Origin of the sequence: Williamsia sp. CHRR-6 (assembly GCF_018474015.1) — a bacterium.
GTDB lineage: Bacteria > Actinomycetota > Actinomycetes > Mycobacteriales > Mycobacteriaceae > Williamsia_A.
The window spans coordinates 1,013,604-1,031,371 of record NZ_JAHCSG010000001.1; the positions used below are offsets into that span (position 1 = coordinate 1,013,604).

Genomic DNA, 17,768 nt, shown 5'->3' on the forward strand with positions numbered 1-17,768 from the left:
CATGCGCATCCTGTTCGTGGTGCCCCCGCTGACCGGGCACATCAACCCCACCATCGGGGTCGGCCAGGCGTTGATCGAGGCCGGTCACGAGGTGGCCTGGGCCGGTCACCAGCCCACCCTGCACCGACTGCACCCGCAGGCCCGGATCTTCCCGTGTGGCATCGGCACCGATCTCGGTGACCGGACCACCGAGGTGACCGGTATCGCCGCACTGCGGTTTCTGTGGGAGGAGGCGCTGATCCCGCTGGCCGAGGTGATGGCGCCTGATCTCGAGCGCGCCATCGACGAGTTCGAGCCCGATGTGATGGTCTGCGATCAGCAGGCCTTCGCCGGGTCGATCATCGCCGAACACCGCGGTATCCCCTACCTCACCTCGGCGACCACCTCGGCCGAGCTGACCGACCCGTTCTCCGGGATGCCCAAGGTGGGCGACTGGGTGCGTGAGCAGCTCGCCGGCCTGCGTACGCGCATCGGTATCACCGACGGCGTGCACGACCCCCGGTTCTCCCCGCACGGCATCATCGCGTTCACCACCGAGGATCTGGCCGGGACACCGGAACTCGCCGCCGACCGCGTGCATTTCGTGGGCCCCAGTTTCGCGCCGCGCCCGCCGATCGACTTCGACTTCTCCCGCCTCGACGACAACCGTCGCCTGGTCCTGGTGTCGCTGGGAACGGTCAACGGCGTTGTCGGGGAACGGTTCTTGAACGAGGCACTGGCCGCGGCCGATCTGCTGCCCGAATACCAGCTGGTCATCGTCGACCCGATGGGCGTGGTCGATCACAGCGACCCCCGCGCGATCGTGGTGGACCGGGTGCCGCAGCTGGAGTTGCTGCCGCTAGCCGATGCGGTGGTCTGCCACGGCGGTCACAACACGGTGTGCGAATCACTGTGGCACGGTGTGCCGTTGGTGGTGGCGCCGATCCGCGACGATCAACCCGTGGTGGCCGCGCAGGTGGCCGAGTCGGGTACCGGGCTGCGCGTCCGCTTCGGCCGGATCACTGCAGCGAAGCTGGCCGAGTCGATCGTGGCCGTCTCCGACCCGTTGGGTCCGCACACCGCAGCCGCCCGTCGGGTGGCCACCGCCTTCCAACAGGCCGGCGGCGCTCAGGCGGCCGCCGACGCGGTGCTGTCGGTAGTCCGCGAGGGCAATCTCACCCGCACCTAACCCGTCGAGTGGGCGGAAACCCCGTCGGCTGGGCGGAAACCCCCGTCGAGTGGGCGGAAACCCCCGTCGGCTGGGCGGAAATCCCCGTCGAGTGGGCGGAAGCTGTCCCGCGACTCGCCGCGTTGTCACGTGCTCGCCGCCCTCAGACCGCATGCGCGCTGCGGTACGAGGGACGAGGTGATGCGGACCTTGCCACGCGGGCAGCTTGCCGACCTGTCGTTTCAATACCCCACGGGGTATGCTTCGGGGACCCTCAGGAGGTGCCCGATGACCCATGTCGATTGCCACGTCGATCTCGCCTGCCCGTTCGCCTGGGCGACAACACTCTGGCTGCGTGATGTCGGCACCCGCCGACACCTCGAGGTCACCCTCCATCAGATGAGCCTCGCGGTACTCAACGAGGGCCGGGACCTACCGGCTCCGATGCAGTCCCACATGCAGACCTCGCTGCGTGGGGGCCGGCTGTTGGCCGCGTCCGGGGATCGCTTTGGCGACCTCTACCTGGCCCTGGGGCGTCGCCTTCACGAACAGGGTGAGGCACTCGACGACACGATGGCTCGCGCGGCACTCATCGACTGCGGACTCGACCCCGGCCTCACCGCCGCGCTCGATGATCCCGCGTTCGACGACGCCGTGCGAGCAGCCCACACTCGCGCCCAGGACACACTCGGCGAGGCGGCCGGCAGTCCGATCATCGCGATCGAAGGTCACCCGTTCTTCGGACCGGTGTTGTCGGCGGTACCGGACCCGCCCGAGGCCGACGCGATGTTCGACGCGATCGCTGCCCTCGGCCGGTCGACGTCGTTCTCCCAGCTGCAGCGACCCCGAGCCGGTCGCCCGGCCTTCGCCGGAGGGAGCTGACGCCATGTGCAACCCGGTTCGTTGCCGCGTGTGCGGAAAGACCACCTGGTCGGGCTGCGGCGAGCACGTCGACGCAGTCAAAGCCCGGGTGGCACCCGATCAGTGGTGCGACGGCCACGCCCCAGCCCAGGAACCGACCGCACGGCGGTGGACTCGACGCTGAGCAGCGTTCTACTTGCTGCGGTCGGATGTGGGGTGCTGTTCGGCCAGCCAGACCGCCTCGGCGATCTGGCGGTCGTTGAAGCCGAGCCGTTCGACGATGCGCCGAGAGTAGCCGGCCGCCTTGGCCACGATCGTCAGTCGGCGCGGCACCACCACGATCGCGCGGCGACCACGGATCCCGCTGATGACCCCACCGACCACCGAATCGATGGGCACCATGCCCCAGATCAGGCCCTTGTTGCCGTTCCACAGCGCCACCCCGGCCGGGTCTCGGTGCACGGCATCCATCATCGGGGTGGAGAAGAAGGTGGGATGCACACTGCCCACCGCCACCCCCTGATGCCGCAACTCCAGCCGCAGGCTGTCACACATCGCCCAGATCGCGGCCTTGCTGGAGGTGTAGGAGGCGTGCATCGGCGAGTGGATGAACGCGGCCATGGACGAGATGGCCTGCAGGTAACCACTGGCCGCACGGACGTGAGGCAACGCTGCCTTGAAGGTGCGCCACACCCCGAGCACGTTGATGTCGATGACGCGTTCGAAACTCTCCTCGGTGGCGATCTCCATCGGCGCGGTCACCTCGATACCCGCGTTGGCGATGACGATGTCGATGCCGCCGAAATACTCCGCAGCAGCGTCGACAGCCGCGGTGATGCTGTCCATCGATCGCACGTCGACCACGAAGCCGTGGGCTACACCGGGTCCCCCGAGAGCGATGGCCTGCGCTTCGACGGCCGCCTCGTCGAGGTCGAGCAACGCCAGCCGAGCGCCCCGCGCGCGCAACTCGGTGGCCACGGCCGTGCCCAGACCACCGGTCGACCCGGTGAGCAGCACGGTGCGCCCCGAGATCTCGTATCTGCTCATCCTCGGTCCTCCTCACGCACCGGCACGTGCCGCTGCAGGAAATCGATCTGGTCGGCCACCACGGCCTCGAAGTCGGCCCCGACGTAGATGTCGAAATGCCCAGTGTCATAACGGCGTATCTCGCCGCGCGGCGCGCGCGCAGCGTGGCGTAAGGTGGCGCGCGCCGGGGCCACGGTGTCGCGATTGCACACGGCGAACAGCACCGGGACCGTGATCGCGGGGATGGACTTGCCCGGGAAGTGAAACGGGATGTCCAACCCGATACGCGCTATCACCTGGTTGGGAACCGAATTGTCATCAGGCTTGATCGCCAGATAGCCGGGCAGGGCATCCGGGGCCGTCATCAGTGCTCGCTCGTGCGGCGCACCGGCGGTCGCGATCATCAACGGCGCCTTGCCGCGGCGGGCCCGCACCTTGTCACGCAGCGCGCGGGCGGCCACCTTCACCGAGGTGATGGGGTCGAGCGCCAGCGTCGAGGCCAACCCGTCGGTGAACGGACACTGCGAGATCACCGCTGACACGTGCTGGTCGCGGGCGGCGGTGATCAACACGTGTCCACCGCCGAAACTGGTTCCCCACAGAATGATTCGCCGGGTGTCCACGCCATCGCAGGTGCGCGCGAAGGCCAGCGCGGCGGCCCAATCGGCCAGCTGGGCGTCGATGTCGAGCAGCTGGCGCGGCTGGCCGTCACTGTCGCCGAAGTAGCGGTAGTCGAAGACCAGGCAGGCGTAGCCGGCGGCGACGAAACGCTGGGCAAAGGCATCCAGGCGCATGGTCCGCACTCCGCCGAGACCGTGGGCCATCAGGATCACCGGGGCAGGCGTGTCACCGTCCGGCCGGTACAGCCAGGCCCGACAGATCACCCCGTCAGAGGTGAACTCCACGTCCACACGCTGCGACATCGACGTCCCCCCGGCCGAATGTTGGATGCATTCCATCAATTGACATAAGTACACTGATGGGACCGGTTACTGTCAACTCGTGACGCCCCCGGACGAGTCCAAGGTCTCGCTGACCCGCACTCAGCGACGCGCGCAGCAGATGCGCCGCGTCATCGTCGACATCGCCGAATCGCTGTACATCGACGAGGGCGTGGCGGCGGTGAACGCCGAGACCATCGCCGCACGTGCCGACATCTCCGTGCAGACCGTCTACAACCGGGTGGGGGTGCGCGACGCGCTGCTGGTGGCCATCACCGAGAAAGCCCTGTCCACCAACCGCGCCTTCATGGACGAGACCTTCACCACCACCGAAGGCAACGCCGAGCAACGAGTTCTCGCGGTGGCGTCGGCCTTCATCGAGTTCGCTCGCACGCATCGCCGACAGTTCCGCCTGCTCACCACGCCACCCGGCCCGGCCGCCCAAGCATTGGTCAACGCTCAGGCCGAGATCCAGATCGGCCAACTGGCCCAGATCCTCGACGCTGGAATGGACGAAGGCCTGGGCACGCCGGGCCTCAACACCCGCCACGTCGCGATCGCGCTGTGGGCGATGCTCAGCGGACTGCTGGCCATGACCTTCGCCGACGACACCATCATCGGCGAAGAGGAGAGCGAGGCGGTCATGACGACGGCGCTTAACATCCTGCGGGACGGACTGCTGCACCGGCAGTGAGATGCGACGCCCCCGCTCCGGTCACCTGCGCGGTCACCTCGACCGCGCGTTGGGGTCAGCGATCGTTCGGGTTGAGCACGATGAACGCCGACGACGGCGATGGGCGTCGGTGCCGCAGGCTCGGGTGTGGGGGTCGTGGGCAAACTTGCGCCTACAAAGCCTTGCCTCACCAAATCATGCTGCCCACAGGGCCATTCGGGACCGGCATTGGGAACCGTGCACATCGGTGGACCGCACCGCCGGACCGCTGTACACTCGAACGTATGATCGAATCGGCGAACCACGCGGCTGCACGCGCCCTGCAGTCGTTCCTGTCGTCTCTCGCCGACCTTCCCGCGGCAAGCGATGAGGCAGACGCCGTCAACAGGATCGCGCTCCTGGAATCGATCAAAGCCGGATGTGCTGCGGCACAGGTGGTCGAGACCATGCGCCTGGAAGAACTGCGATTGCAGGCGCAGACGCAGGCCGGCGTCCCGACGGCACGCCGGGGTCGCGGCCTGGCCGCCGAGGTCGCGTTGGCCCGCAGAGCCTCTGGATCCACTGGTGGCCGCCACCTCGGGTTCGCGCGAGCACTGATGCGCGAGATGCCCTACACCCGAGCCGCTTTGGCGGCTGGAGTACTGACGGAGTGGCGCGCCACCATCCTCGTACGTGAGACCGCTCATCTCACCCGCACAGACCGCGAGGAGATCGACCGTCGCCTGTGCGCCGACGTCTCATCCCTCGACGGCCTGGGCGACCGAGCGCTCGACGCCGAGGCCAAACGCTTGGCCTACGAACTCGATCCACAGGCCGTCGTCGACCGCCACACGCTGGCGACATCTGATCGTCGCGTGTCCACCCGACCCGCCCCCGACGGGATGGTGCGCCTGTCTGCACTGCTGCCGTTGACCGCGGGGATCTCGGTGTACGCGACGTTGAAGAGGCACGCCGATGCCACCGTTGGCGCCGACGAACGCACTCACTCCCAGGTCATGGCCGACGCCCTGGTCGAACGGGTGACCGGCGTCTCATCGGTCGACCAGATCCCGGTCGCGGTGAATCTCGTTGTCTCCGATGAGGTCTTGTTGGGATCGGGCTCCGCCGCTGCGCAGGTAGCAGGCCATGGTCCCATTCCCGCCGCCATCGGGCGCGCGATCGTGCAGACCGCGGTGGACGCGAACGCACGGACCACCCTGCGTCGCATCTATACGGCACCCGCCTCGGGCGCGCTGGTGGCCATGGACTCCGCTGCACGCCTGTTCCCCGCCGGACTCGCACAGTTCCTCGACACCCGCGACCAGGGGTGCCGCATCCCCTACTGCGACAACCCCATCGGCGAACACGATCATGCGCAACCCCACGCCGACGGCGGAAAGACAACGGCAGCAAACGGATTGGGCATGTGCCGAAGTCACAATCGAGCCAAACAGAACCCCGGCTGGTACGTGGCCACCCGAGATGGCACCCGCACCGCACGTCACACGGCCACCGTCACCACCCCGACCGGACACACCCATGTCTCTCATGCCCCGCCACCACCGGGCCATCACGACCCCGAGGACAGTGCTGTCGAGCGCCGGGTCCGAGAGTGGTTGAACGCTGCCTAGATTCGTCTGCGCTAGATTCGTCTGCGCTGGCGGGCGAACTCGGCGAGCACCACACCGGCGGCCACCGATGCGTTGAGGCTCTCCACCGGCCCGGCCATGGGGATCGACAGAATCGAATCGCAACTCTCCCGCACCAACCGCGACAAGCCCTTGCCCTCCGAGCCGACCACGATGACCGTGGGTCCGGTGCCGTCGTAGGAGTCCAGGTCGGTGTCACCGTCGGCGTCGAGACCCACCAGCTGCGTCCCGTCGGCAGCCCAATCCTTGAGCGTCCGAGTGAGATTGGGTGCCTGCGCCACTGGAAGACGAGCTGCGGCACCAGCACTGGTGCGCCACGCCACCGCGGTCACACTCGCGCTGCGCCGCGCAGGGATGACCACGCCGTGCCCACCGAACGCGGCCACCGAGCGGATCACCGCACCGAGGTTGCGTGGATCGGTGATGTTGTCCAAGGCCACCAGCAGCGGCGGCGTACCGCTGGCCACCGCAGCGGCCATCACATCGCCAGGATGGGCGTACCGATACGGCGGAACCTGCAATGCGATGCCTTGATGCAGCCCGTTGGAACTCATCCGGTCCAGCTCGGACTTCTGCGCCTCGAGGATGGAGACCCCCGTGTTGCCCGCGATCGCCACCGCCTCGGACACCCGCTCGTCGGGAGTGCCCCCGACCATCACGTACAGCGCGGTGGCCGGAACGCCCGCGCGCAGACATTCCACCACCGGGTTACGACCTACCACGTACTCCGGCGCGTCCTCGTCGCGGCGGCGCGTGGCACCCGAGCGCCCCGCACCGGCACGCCCCACACCCGAGGTCGCCTTCGCCGCAGCCTTCGCCCGCTTGTGCGCGGCGTGATACGGCCGATCCTCGGCCTTCGGGGTGGCGCCACGACCTTCGAGGCCACGGCGACGGTTGCCGCCCGAACCGGCGACCTGCCCCTTCTTCGTACCGTCCTTGCGGACCGCACCCTTACGTCGCGAATTGCCCGCCATCAGTTGCGTCCCTTGAGGTTCCATTGCGCACCGTCGGGGGTGTCGGTCACTTCCACCCCGGCCTGCGCCAGTCGGTCGCGCACCGCGTCTGCGGTGGCGTAGTCCTTGTCCGCACGGGCGGTGGCCCGGCGATCGAGTTCGGCGCGGACCAAGACATCGAGTGCCTCGATCGCCGGCGAGTCATCACCGACCGACACCCACTGCGGGTCGAGCGGATCCACCCCGAGGATGCCCGCCATCGCCCGCACCGACGCCGCCGCAACCAGGGCGCCGACCGTGTCGCCGGACTCCAACGCGGTGTTGCCCACCCGAACCGTGTTGTGCAGCACTGCGATTGCCGCCGGCACCCCCAGATCGTCGTCGAGCGCGGCGACGAAATCGTCCGGCAGATCCCCCACCGACACCTCGCCGACACGCGAGACCACCCGCTGCACAAAGGATTCCACTCGCCGGTAGGCCGCAGCGGCATCATGCAACGCGCCCTCGGAGTACTCGATCATCGACCGGTAGTGCGCACTGCCCAGGTAGTAGCGCAGCTCCACCGCGCGCACCCGCTGCAGCATCGCCGGAATCGACACCACGTTGCCCAACGACTTGCTCATCTTCTCCCCACCCATGGTCACCCAGCCGTTGTGTAACCAGTAGGCGGCGAAACCATCCCCGGCACCGTGGGCCTGAGCGATCTCGTTCTCGTGGTGCGGGAAGATGAGATCCATTCCCCCGCAGTGGATGTCAAACTCACCACCCAGTAGCGAGGTGGCCATCGCCGAGCACTCCAGGTGCCAGCCCGGCCGACCGTCACCCCACGGGGTGGGCCAGGACGGCTCGCCCGGTTTGGCCGCCTTCCACAGCGTGAAGTCCCGGTCGTCGCGTTTGCCGGTGCCCGCGCTCTCCCCCTGGTGCACGTCGTCGAGCCGATGGCCCGAGAGCGCGCCGTAGTCGGGGAGGCTGCGCACGTCGAAGTACACGTTGCCGTCGGCGCAGTAGGCGTGACCACGGTCGATGAGCCGCTGCATGTAGGTGACCATCTGGGTGATGAAGCCGGTGGCGCGGGGCTCGGCCGAGGGCGCCAGCACCCCCAGCGCGCGGTAGGCGTCGGCGAAGGCACGTTCGTGGGTGGCCGCCCACTCCCACCACGGGCGTCCCGCGTCGGCGGCCTTGCTGAGGATCTTGTCGTCGATGTCGGTGACGTTGCGCAGGAACAGCACGTCGTACCCGCGGTGGGCCAGCCAGCGCCGCAACACGTCGAAGGCAATTCCACTGCGCACGTGGCCGATGTGCGGGACACCCTGCACGGTGGCGCCACACAGGTAGATGCTGGCCTCACCGGCACGCAGGGGCGTGAAGTCTCGCACGTCACGTGCGGCGGTGTCGTACAGGCGCAGGCTCACGACACCGAACCTTACTGGAGCGACACGCCCGGTCCCGCGCGCTGTGGCCTGCGTGGACACCGGGACGCCGTTAGCCTCTGCCCATCGCAGCGTCAGCAGACCAGGCCAGGTGAGAGGGCGATCAGATGAAGACGATGTTCGGGTGGCAATTGCACGGCGACGGCAAGACGGTCGCAGCGACCGGCATCGTGCGTCCCGGCGAGCGACTCAGCTGGCCACGCACCATCGGTCTGGGCGGCCAGCACATCATCGCGATGTTCGGCGCCACCTTCCTGGTGCCCGTCCTCACCGGCTTCCCGCCGTCGACCACCCTGTTCTTCTCCGGCGTGGGCACCCTGCTGTTCCTGGTCATCACCGGCAACCGGCTGCCCAGCTACCTGGGCTCGTCGTTCGCGTTCATCGCACCGATCACCGCCGCCACCGCCTCCGACGGGCGCGGTGGCGCACTGTTGGGCATCCTGGCCACCGGCGTGCTGTTGGCGCTGGTGGGGGTGGTGGTGATGGTCACCGGCACCGGTTGGATCGAGACGCTCATGCCGCCGGTGGTGGCCGGGGCGATCATCGCGCTGATCGGCCTGAACCTGTCCGGCGCCGCGACGACGAACTTTCAGAAGGCGCCGTGGACCGCGGTGGTCACCCTGACCGCGGTCCTGGTGCTCACCGTGGTGGGACCAGGCCTCGTCTCGCGGCTGGCCATCCTCGCGGGTGTGGCCGTGGGTTACGCGTTCGCCGCGCTCGCCGGCGACGTCTCTTTCGATGCAGTCGGCGCGGCGGACTGGGTGGGGCTGCCCGATTTCGCCCATCCCACGCTGGCGTGGTCGGTGCTGCCGGCCTTCCTGCCGGTGGTGTTGGTGCTGGTGGCCGAGAACGTCGGTCATGTGCGCAGCGTCGCCCACCTGGCCGAGGACCCCTCCATCAACCGCGCGACCGGTCGTGCGCTGTTGGCCGACGGTCTGGCCACCACGCTGGCCGGCGCCGGCGGCGGATCGGGCACCACCACCTACGGCGAGAACATCGGCGTGATGGCCGCTACCCGCGTCTACTCCACCGCCGCCTACTGGGTGGCCGGTGTGGTGGCTGTGCTACTGGGCCTCTCACCCAAGGTGGGCGCACTGATCAACACCATCCCGCCGGGCGTGCTGGGCGGGGTGACGGTGGCCCTCTACGGCTTGATCGGCGTCATCGGCGTCAAGATCTGGATCGACAACAAGGTCGACTTCTCCCGCCCGGTCAACCAGCTGACCGCCGCGGTGGCCCTGGTGATCGGCATCGGCAACCTCACCCTGTCGTTCGGCCACGACATCGTGCTCACCGGTATCGCGCTGGGCTCGGTGGCGGCGGTGGTGGTCTTTCATGCGATGACCGCGCTGCAGCGCCTGACACGCGGAAAACCGGACGCCGGCGTTCTGTCTGCCAGAATCTGATGCCTGGTTCGGGTTCGCCGGATTGATCGTGTGCGTATGTCAGCCACGTCACATTCCCGCTCGGCACATTCCCGCTCGGCCCTGTGGGTCGTGGTGCTCTGCTGGTCGCTGGTCATCTTCGACGGCTACGACCTCATCGTCTACGGGGCCACCATCCCCGCGCTGCTGCGTGAGCCCGGCTGGCCGCTGACCCCCGACGACGCCGGACACCTGGGCAGCCTCGCCTTCGCAGGCATGCTCGTCGGCGCCCTGTGTGGCGGTGCACTGGCCGACCGGTTCGGTCGCCGACGCGCGATCATCGGCGCCACGCTGTGGTTCAGCGTGTGGACCGGGGTGTGCGGATGGGCCACTGGGCCCGAACAATTCGGTCTGATGCGCTTTCTGGCCGGGCTTGGCCTGGGTGCACTCATCCCGTCGGCCAACGCGCTGACCACCGAGTTCGTCACACCCCGATGGCGTTCGGTGGTGACCACGGCGATGATGTCGGGGGTGCCGTTGGGTGGTGCGCTGGCCTCGGTGGTGGCGTTGCAGGTCATCGACGATCATGGCTGGGCGCCGTTGTACCACTTCGGATTTCTCGGTCTGGTGCTCGCGGCGGCGGCCGCCGTGGCGTTGCCGGAGTCACCGACGTGGCTGCGCAGCCGCAACCACCTCGAGCAGGCCGCGCGCATCGAAGCCAACTACCGGTTGCGGCCCACACCAACGCTTGTCGGCCCCGGCCCCACGGCGGCGCGCACCGTGCTGCGGCGCCCGTACGCGTTGAGCACCGCACTGTTCGTCCTGGCCACCACCGCCACCATGTTCACCTGGTACGGGTTGGGCACCTGGCTGCCCAAGCTGACCCGCGCCGACGCCCGCTTCGACCTGGGCAGCGATCCCGTCACCTACCTGCTGGCCCTCAACCTCGGAGCGGTGGCGGTGTCTGGGGTGACCGCCTGGAGCGCAACACGTTTCGGCGCGCTGCGGGTGGCGGTGGTGGCCGCCTCGGCGGGGGCGCTGAGCCTGGCCGCGCTCACCACCTTCCCGTCGTCGGTGGGCCTGGTCTACGGGCTGTTGATCATCGCGGGTGCCGGCAGCCACGGCACTCTGTGCCTGGTGATCGCGGCCATCGCCGGGCACTACCCCGACGGCGTGCGCGGCACCGCGCTGGGTGCGTCGCTGGGTGGCGGGCGTATCGGAGCGGTGATCGCCCCCACCGCCGCAGGATGGATCCTCACTCGAGACCCCACCAGCGCGACGGGCAGCATCGGATTGTTCGCGGCGGCGTCGGGGGTCGCCGCGGCACTGTTGCTGCTGCTGTACCTGCGGTCAGCTCGGCCGCAGGTACAGCCGACGCCGGTGACGGCGGCGCTGGCCCGCTGACGACACGGGGTCGACGCGGTCAGGAAGTCTCGGTGAGGTGGCCCTCGATCTGGGCGGCCGCCCGCCGTAGCCGTTCCACCAGCCACGGCAACCGGTGTCGGTCGTAGCGGACGCTGGGCATGGCCACGGCCAGCCCCGCCACAGGTCCGTCGGCGCCTCGCACGGCCACCCCCACCGCCACGATGCCCCGTTCGGAGCGTTCAGAATTGAGCGCGAACCCCGCACGACGCACCTTGGCCAACTCGCCCTGCAGACGGGTCGGGTCGGGCCGTTCGGCCAGTTCCTCTGGGTCGGCGGGTGCTGCGGTGTACAGCTCGTGCACCTCGGTGGGATCCAACGCCGCCAGCAACACCATGCCGCCGGAGGTCAGGTGAGCGGGGAACGCCATACCTTCGCGCGAGGTGACCCGAAGTGCGGCAGCACATTCCACGCTGGCGGCAAACCGAACCGAGACTCCCACGCGCACAGTGAGATTGACCGTCTCACCCAACACCTCCATCAGCTCCAGCATCGTCGGCAGTGCCACCGTTCGCAGCCGCGAGGTCTCCACATACGAGTGGTGGGCCAGCGCCAACACTCGACCGGGTCGATAGCGGCGACGGTCGTCTTGCTCGGCGAAGTCACGAAACACCAACGTGGACAACAGCCGATGCGCGGTGGAGCGGGCCACCCCGAGGCGCTGCGCCACCTCGCTGACGGTCAACGCGCCCTCCATCTGCAACATCACCGCGATGCGCAGGGCGTGGTCGACGCTGGTGACGACGTAGGCCGGTGGAGTCTTGATCTCCCGCATCCCGCCACCTCCGTTCCGCCCAGCAGAATCCTAGACGGCATCGGGCTGCCACCGTCGAGCCTTGAACGATGACGACAGTCGATCAGCCGGGGCTCGATCCGGCGCTCGCGGACCCCGCGCTTGCCGACCTGCATCGCGGGTTCGCCGCCGAGCACCTGGTGCCACTGTGGACCGAGGTGGGTGACCTGATGCCTGCGCATCCGCGCTCGCAGGCGTGTGCGCACCTGTGGCGGTGGAACCGCCTGCTGGAGTTGGCCGATCGCGCCGGACACCTGGTGCCGGTGGGTCGCGGCGGAGAGCGACGCGCGCTGGCGTTGGCCAACCCCGGCTTGCCGGGGCGTCCCTTCGCCACCCCCACCATCTGGGCCGCCATCCAGTACCTGATGCCACACGAGGACGCCCCCGAACACCGACACAGCCAACACGCGTTCCGGTTCGTCGTGGAGGGTCACGGCGTGGCCACCGTCGTCGAGGGTGACCCGGTGGCCATGCGGCGCGGCGACTTCCTACCGCAGGCCGGGCTGAACCGGCATGCCCACCACAACACCGCCGACCGACCGATGGCATGGATCGACGGGCTGGACATCCCGCTGCAGTACGCCTTGGACACCCAGTTCTTCGATGTGGGTCGCGATGCCATCAGCGCCGCCGAACGCGTCCTGCCACCGCGGTCACGATCGGAAAAGCTGTGGGGCCATCCGGGATTGACCCCCGTGGGGCACCGATCGCAGCGACCGGGAAGCCCGTTGTTGGCCTACCGCTGGGAGCACACCGATGCTGCGTTGACCGATCAGTTGGAGTTACAACGCACCGGTCACCCCGGCACCGTCGAACCGGGGCACGCGCTGGTTCGGTTCACCGACCCCCGCACCGGCGGCGATGCGTTGCCCACCATCCGCGCGCAGTTCCATCGGATTGCGCGCGGGGTCACCACCGCACCGCGGCGCGAGACCGGATCGAGTGTCTACCAGGTGTTCGACGGGTCGGGGCTGGTGCGCGTGGGCGAGAGCACCTGGAGTGTCACCCGCGGAGACCTGTTCGTGGTGCCCAGTTGGCAGGCGGTGTCGGTCACCTCGCAGGCAGGCGCGTCAGACTCCGATTCCGGCGCCCTGGACCTGTTCCAGTTCGGCGATGCACCGGTGCTGCACCGGTTGGGGTTGTTCCGCAGCGAGGTGGACGCCTGATGAAGCTCGCCACCCTGCGCCTCGCCGGTCGCACCCAGGCAGTGCGGGTAGACGCCGACATCGCAACCGAATTGGACGCCCCTGATGTGGGAACCCTGTTGGAGCAGGATGATTGGCGAGAACGAGCCGCCACGGCCACCGGTCGCCGTCACGACCTGTCCGCCGCCGAACCAGCACCACTGGTGACACGCCCGGGCAAGATCGTGTGCGTCGGCTTGAACTATCGCACCCACATCCTGGAGATGGGCCGCGACCTGCCCACCCATCCCACGCTGTTCGCCAAGTACACCGATGCGTTGATCGGTGCCCACGATGCCATCCACCATCCGGCCGAGACCGATGCGCTGGACTGGGAGGCGGAGTTGGGTGTGGTGATCGGCGCCTCGGTGCGCCGCGCCGACGAACAGCAGGCGGCCGCCGCCATCGCCGGCTTCACCGTGGTCAACGACGTGACATGTCGCGACTGGCAGTTCCGCACCCGAGAGTGGTTGCAGGGCAAGACATGGGAGCACACCACACCGGTGGGTCCGGTGCTGGTGACACCCGACGAGCTGCCCGGTGGGGTGCGTCCGGTCGTGGCGATCACCTGCAGTGTGGACCAGCAGATGATGCAGGCCGACACCACCGGCGATCTGGTGTTCGATCCGGTGGCGCTGGTGCAGTACGTCTCGACGATGGTGCGCCTGGCTCCAGGCGATCTGATCGCCACGGGCACGCCCGGCGGCGTGGGCCATGCACGCACGCCGTCGCTGCGGTTGCAGCCCGGTCATCGGGTGATCACCGAGATCGAGGGCATCGGGCGGCTGGACAACCTGGTGGTGACCGAACCCCGATGAGCGATCGCGAGCAGACCCTGCGATGGGTTGCCGAGGGAACGTTGTTGTGGGCCAGGGCATTGGATGCGATCGACGACGCCGCGCTGAGTGGCCGGTCAGGTCTGCCCGGCTGGTCTCGAGCACACCTGGTGGCCCATGTGGCGGCCAACGCTCGCGCACTACGCAACCTGGTGCACTGGGCCGCCACCGGCGAGCAGACCCCGATGTACGCCTCGTCGCAGCAGCGGGCCGACGACATCGAGGCCGGTTCCCGCCTACCGGCCGCCGAACTACGCGACCGGTGGGCCAGCGAGGCCACCGCACTCGACGCCGATCTGGCCGCACTCGACGACACCGCCTGGGGCGCAACGGTTCGCACTGCACAGGGTCGCGACCTACCGGCCACCGAGATCCCGTGGCTACGGGCTCGGGAGGTGATGGTGCACGCCGCCGACCTGGCCTCCACGATGTCGTTCGCCGATCTCCCGGTGGAGTTCCTGCGGGCACTTGAGGTCGACATCCGCGCCCGACGGGGACCCATCCCTGAGGTCACCGGGGCGCTGGAGGATCGGGTGGCGTGGCTGGCGGGACGTCGACACCACGGGGTGACGCGCAACGGGGTAGAGGTCGGCCCGCTGGCGCCCTGGCTGTGACCACCACCTGACGAACACTGAATCATCGGTGACTGTCGGCGCACAAACGTGCCGTGCGGCGATCACCACGGACGCCGACGTGCTCACATTCACCCCCTTGCCTATGGCGTAGGTCACATGTTAGAACCGCTTCTGACAAAAGTGATTCTCGGTGAACGGATGTGAGCGTGACGGCGGAGCGGGATCGAGACCAGCTGGTGAAAGCGGCGCGGATGTACTTCGTCGACGGCGCCTCGCAGCAAGCGGTAGCCGACGCCCTGGGCACCAGCCGGTCGAACGTGTCGCGGATGCTGACCGCCGCCCGACAGCAGGGCATCGTCGAGATCCGGATCATCGACAGCGCTCGGCGCCGCCCCGACCTGGAGGCCGCGCTGTGCGAACGCTTCGGCCTCGACGACTGCCAGGTGGCCGGGTTCGAAGCCGGCCTCAGCCCAGCGTCGGCGGTGGCCAGCCTGTCCTCGCAGTGGCTGCTGGACAACCTGCGCGAGAACCAGCGGGTGGCCCTGTCGTGGGGAACAGCCCTGCAGGCGATGGTGTGGGAGACCACCGCCGCCCGCAGCTACGACGTGGAGGTCCTGCAGCTGGTGGGCGGGTTGTCGTCGGTCAACACCGGGGTCACCGGCCAGGAACTGGTGCGGGAGTTGGCCACTCGGCTGGGGGCGACCTACCGATACCTGCACGCACCGGCCCTGGTGACCAACGCCGCAGCGCGCGATGCGTTCTTGGGTGAACGCTCCATCGCCGGGGCTCTGGAGGCGGCCAAGCAGGCCGACATCGCCCTGGTCGGCATCGGAACCTTCGGCGACAGTTCGTCGGCAGCCATCATCGACGCCCTGTCGTTGTCGCCGACCGATCGTGCTGCGCTGGAGGCACTGTCACCCGCCGGCGACATCTGCGCCCGCTACTACGACATCACCGGCGCCCCCATCACCTCACCGCTGCTGACCGACCGCGTACTGGCCGTCGACCTCGCCGACCTGCGCCGCATCCCCACCGTCGTGGGCGTCACCTCCGGGCGCGTCAAAGCCGCCGGCCTGCTGGGGGCACTGCGCGGCGGCTACCTCGATGTCCTCGTGTGCGACGAGAGCGCCGCCCGCGCCACCCTCTCCCTCGACACCGGCACCCATCCCAACGAACAAGGAAACCCGACATGACCCTCACCTTCGCCGCGATCTTCGTCGTCCTGTGGATCGGACAGATGTTGTTGGTGTACCGGCAGTCTCAGCGGTATATGCGTGCGGTGGCCACGTTGCGCGCCGTGGGCGACACCGCCACCGGGCGACACCGCAAGACCGGGCTGCGCACCTTCGTCTCCATCGCCGTCGTCGACGGCGCCGTGGCCGACGCCCGGGTGCTGTCGGGGTTCACCGTGTTCGCCTCACCCAAGCCGCAACCGGCGCTGATCGGCGCCCGCATCGATGACCTGATCGCCGGCCCGGTCGACGGAGTGACTCCGCGGGTGGCTGCGGCCGCCACCCACGCCGCCGAGCTGTACCGAGGCCAGATCTCCACCGCCGCACGCAAACGCCGCAGCCGGGCGCGTGCTTCGCACCCGCGTTCGCTGGCCTCGGCGAGCTGACCGCTTTCTCCCCATCCATTCGACAGAGGACTCCTCATGTTGCAACACACCGTGCAGTTTCTCGCCGAGACTGCGCCCACCCAGCCCGATCCCGGTGGCATCAACGGCATCCTGGCCAACTGGGCCGAACACTTCATCGGGGTGTTCCAAGAAGGGGCCAAGCAGTTCACCGCCCTGCTCACCGGCATCGTCCCCCTGCTGGTGGTGCTGCTGACCGCGGTCAACGCGTTGATCCGCCTGATCGGCACCCACCGCATCGAGAAGGTGGGCGAACTGGCCGGCCGTGACGGCCTGCAGTACTACCCGCTGCGGTACCTGGTGCTGCCGGTGCTGTCGATGTTCTTCCTCACCAACCCGATGGCCTACACGCTGGGACGCTTTCTGCCCGAACGCCGTAAACCCGCGTTCTACGACTCGGCGGTCAGCTTCTGCCACCCCATCACCGCCATCTTCCCGCACGCCAACCCCGGCGAGTACTTCGTGTACGCCGGAATCGCTGCGGGCATAACGAAATTGAACTTGCCGCTGTCCGACCTCGCCGTCCGCTACTTCTACGTCGGGCTGCTGGTCATCTTCATCCGAGGCATCGTGACCGACATCCTCACCGGGGTCCTGATGCGCCGCCGCGAACGAGCCGTCGCCGCCGCTGCGGCCACCGCGTGATCGAACAGGAGCCACCACAGTGAACATCGCCAGCCCCGAGGCCACCCCGGTCCTCAAGCGCACCAACACCATGTTCGAGAAGATCACCACCGCCCTGACCAAACTCGGTCGAGGTGTGGGCGGGGTGGTCGCCGTGTTCTACCAGTCCGGCCGCGACAGCGTCGACACCGTCATCAAGAACGTGTTGCCGTTCATCGCGTTCATCTCGTTCCTCATCGGTCTCATCACTGCCACCGGCGTGGGCAAATGGATCGCCGACACGCTTTCGCCGTTGGCGGGCAACGTCTTCGGCCTGCTGCTCATCTCGTTCATCGTGTGCCTGCCGTTCCTGTCACCGGTGTTGGGGCCGGGTGCGGTCATCGCGCAGGTGATCGGCACCCTGCTGGGCGTGCAGATCGGGATGGGCAACATCCCGCCCCAGTACGCCCTGCCCGCCCTGTTCGCCATCGACGGACAGGTGGGCTGTGACTTCATCCCCGTCGGCCTGGCGCTGGCCGAGGCCGAACCGGAGACGGTGGAAGTCGGTGTGCCCGCGGTGCTGTTCTCCCGGATGCTCACCGGACCGTTGGCGGTGGTGATCGCCTACTTCGCCAGCTTCGGGCTGTTCAGCAGCTGACCAGATCGACCAGCCACCAGACGTTTTCGCAATCATTC

The 17,768-nt window shown here is 68.4% G+C and carries 18 protein-coding genes; 13 read left to right on the plus strand and 5 right to left on the minus strand.

The genetic code is table 11. From position 1 onward, the window contains the following. The first annotated feature begins 1 nt into the window (after position 1). Together KIK15_RS04485 and KIK15_RS04490 are read left to right on the plus strand one after the other, a co-directional pair. Complete coding sequence (locus tag KIK15_RS04485; protein ID WP_214242893.1) at positions 2–1,168, plus strand: glycosyltransferase; 1,167 nt, start codon at positions 2–4, stop codon at positions 1,166–1,168. Between the two features lie 267 nt (positions 1,169–1,435). Continuing rightward, on the plus strand, positions 1,436–2,029 hold the full coding sequence (locus tag KIK15_RS04490; RefSeq protein WP_214242894.1) for a hypothetical protein: 594 nt from the start codon (positions 1,436–1,438) through the stop codon (positions 2,027–2,029). Between the two features lie 171 nt (positions 2,030–2,200). Here KIK15_RS04490 and KIK15_RS04495 read toward each other — a convergent pair whose 3' ends face one another. Both KIK15_RS04495 and KIK15_RS04500 read right to left on the minus strand, forming a co-directional pair. Then, positions 2,201–3,055, minus strand: a complete 855-nt coding sequence (locus KIK15_RS04495) for an SDR family NAD(P)-dependent oxidoreductase (protein WP_214242895.1) — start codon at positions 3,053–3,055, stop codon at positions 2,201–2,203. After that, entirely contained in the window at positions 3,052–3,957 is a 906-nt protein-coding gene (locus tag KIK15_RS04500) for an alpha/beta hydrolase (protein WP_214242896.1), read from the minus strand. The genes KIK15_RS04495 and KIK15_RS04500 overlap by 4 nt, the downstream gene beginning before the upstream one ends. Positions 3,958–4,036: 79 nt before the next feature. On the opposite strand from KIK15_RS04500, the gene KIK15_RS18715 reads away from it, so the two are divergent. Together KIK15_RS18715 and KIK15_RS04510 are read left to right on the plus strand one after the other, a co-directional pair. Beyond that, entirely contained in the window at positions 4,037–4,669 is a 633-nt protein-coding gene (locus KIK15_RS18715; RefSeq protein ID WP_214242897.1) for a TetR/AcrR family transcriptional regulator, read from the plus strand. A 263-nt stretch (positions 4,670–4,932) separates the two neighbouring features. Continuing rightward, on the plus strand, positions 4,933–6,258 hold the full coding sequence (locus tag KIK15_RS04510; RefSeq protein ID WP_214242898.1) for an HNH endonuclease signature motif containing protein: 1,326 nt from the start codon (positions 4,933–4,935) through the stop codon (positions 6,256–6,258). An 11-nt stretch (positions 6,259–6,269) separates the two neighbouring features. On the opposite strand, the gene rlmB is transcribed toward KIK15_RS04510, so the two are convergent. Continuing rightward, a complete protein-coding gene (gene rlmB, locus KIK15_RS04515; RefSeq protein ID WP_214242899.1) occupies positions 6,270–7,250 on the minus strand; it encodes a 23S rRNA (guanosine(2251)-2'-O)-methyltransferase RlmB in 981 nt (326 codons plus the stop codon). After that, on the minus strand, positions 7,250–8,641 hold the full coding sequence (gene cysS, locus KIK15_RS04520; protein WP_214242900.1) for a cysteine--tRNA ligase: 1,392 nt from the start codon (positions 8,639–8,641) through the stop codon (positions 7,250–7,252). Before cysS ends, rlmB begins: the two co-directional genes overlap by 1 nt. A 125-nt stretch (positions 8,642–8,766) precedes the next feature. On the opposite strand from cysS, the gene KIK15_RS04525 reads away from it, so the two are divergent. Then, on the plus strand, positions 8,767–10,065 hold the full coding sequence (locus KIK15_RS04525; RefSeq protein WP_214242901.1) for a uracil-xanthine permease family protein: 1,299 nt from the start codon (positions 8,767–8,769) through the stop codon (positions 10,063–10,065). A gap of 36 nt (positions 10,066–10,101) precedes the next feature. Beyond that, the gene (locus KIK15_RS04530; RefSeq protein WP_214242902.1) at positions 10,102–11,427 is read left to right on the plus strand and encodes an MFS transporter; all 1,326 of its coding nucleotides are present in this window, start codon (positions 10,102–10,104) and stop codon (positions 11,425–11,427) included. Positions 11,428–11,446: 19 nt separating this feature from the next. Here KIK15_RS04530 and KIK15_RS04535 read toward each other — a convergent pair whose 3' ends face one another. Further along, positions 11,447–12,220: an IclR family transcriptional regulator gene (locus KIK15_RS04535; RefSeq protein WP_214242903.1), complete on the minus strand. Its 774-nt coding sequence runs from the start codon at positions 12,218–12,220 to the stop codon at positions 11,447–11,449. Between the two features lie 68 nt (positions 12,221–12,288). On the opposite strand from KIK15_RS04535, the gene KIK15_RS04540 reads away from it, so the two are divergent. The 7 genes from KIK15_RS04540 to KIK15_RS04570 all read left to right on the plus strand — a co-directional run bounded on the left by KIK15_RS04540 (position 12,289) and on the right by KIK15_RS04570 (position 17,730). After that, on the plus strand, positions 12,289–13,404 hold the full coding sequence (locus KIK15_RS04540) for a cupin domain-containing protein (protein WP_214242904.1): 1,116 nt from the start codon (positions 12,289–12,291) through the stop codon (positions 13,402–13,404). After that, positions 13,404–14,240: a fumarylacetoacetate hydrolase family protein gene (locus KIK15_RS04545; protein ID WP_214242905.1), complete on the plus strand. Its 837-nt coding sequence runs from the start codon at positions 13,404–13,406 to the stop codon at positions 14,238–14,240. Before KIK15_RS04540 ends, KIK15_RS04545 begins: the two co-directional genes overlap by 1 nt. Continuing rightward, positions 14,237–14,872: a maleylpyruvate isomerase N-terminal domain-containing protein gene (locus KIK15_RS04550; protein ID WP_214242906.1), complete on the plus strand. Its 636-nt coding sequence runs from the start codon at positions 14,237–14,239 to the stop codon at positions 14,870–14,872. Before KIK15_RS04545 ends, KIK15_RS04550 begins: the two co-directional genes overlap by 4 nt. A 167-nt stretch (positions 14,873–15,039) precedes the next feature. Further along, positions 15,040–16,026, plus strand: a complete 987-nt coding sequence (locus KIK15_RS04555; protein WP_214242907.1) for a sugar-binding transcriptional regulator — start codon at positions 15,040–15,042, stop codon at positions 16,024–16,026. Beyond that, positions 16,023–16,451, plus strand: a complete 429-nt coding sequence (locus KIK15_RS04560; RefSeq protein WP_214242908.1) for a transcriptional regulator GutM — start codon at positions 16,023–16,025, stop codon at positions 16,449–16,451. Before KIK15_RS04555 ends, KIK15_RS04560 begins: the two co-directional genes overlap by 4 nt. A 36-nt stretch (positions 16,452–16,487) precedes the next feature. After that, complete coding sequence (locus KIK15_RS04565; protein ID WP_214242909.1) at positions 16,488–17,114, plus strand: PTS glucitol/sorbitol transporter subunit IIC; 627 nt, start codon at positions 16,488–16,490, stop codon at positions 17,112–17,114. A gap of 19 nt (positions 17,115–17,133) precedes the next feature. Next, entirely contained in the window at positions 17,134–17,730 is a 597-nt protein-coding gene (locus tag KIK15_RS04570; RefSeq protein ID WP_307851730.1) for a hypothetical protein, read from the plus strand. Positions 17,731–17,768: the final 38 nt, after the last annotated feature.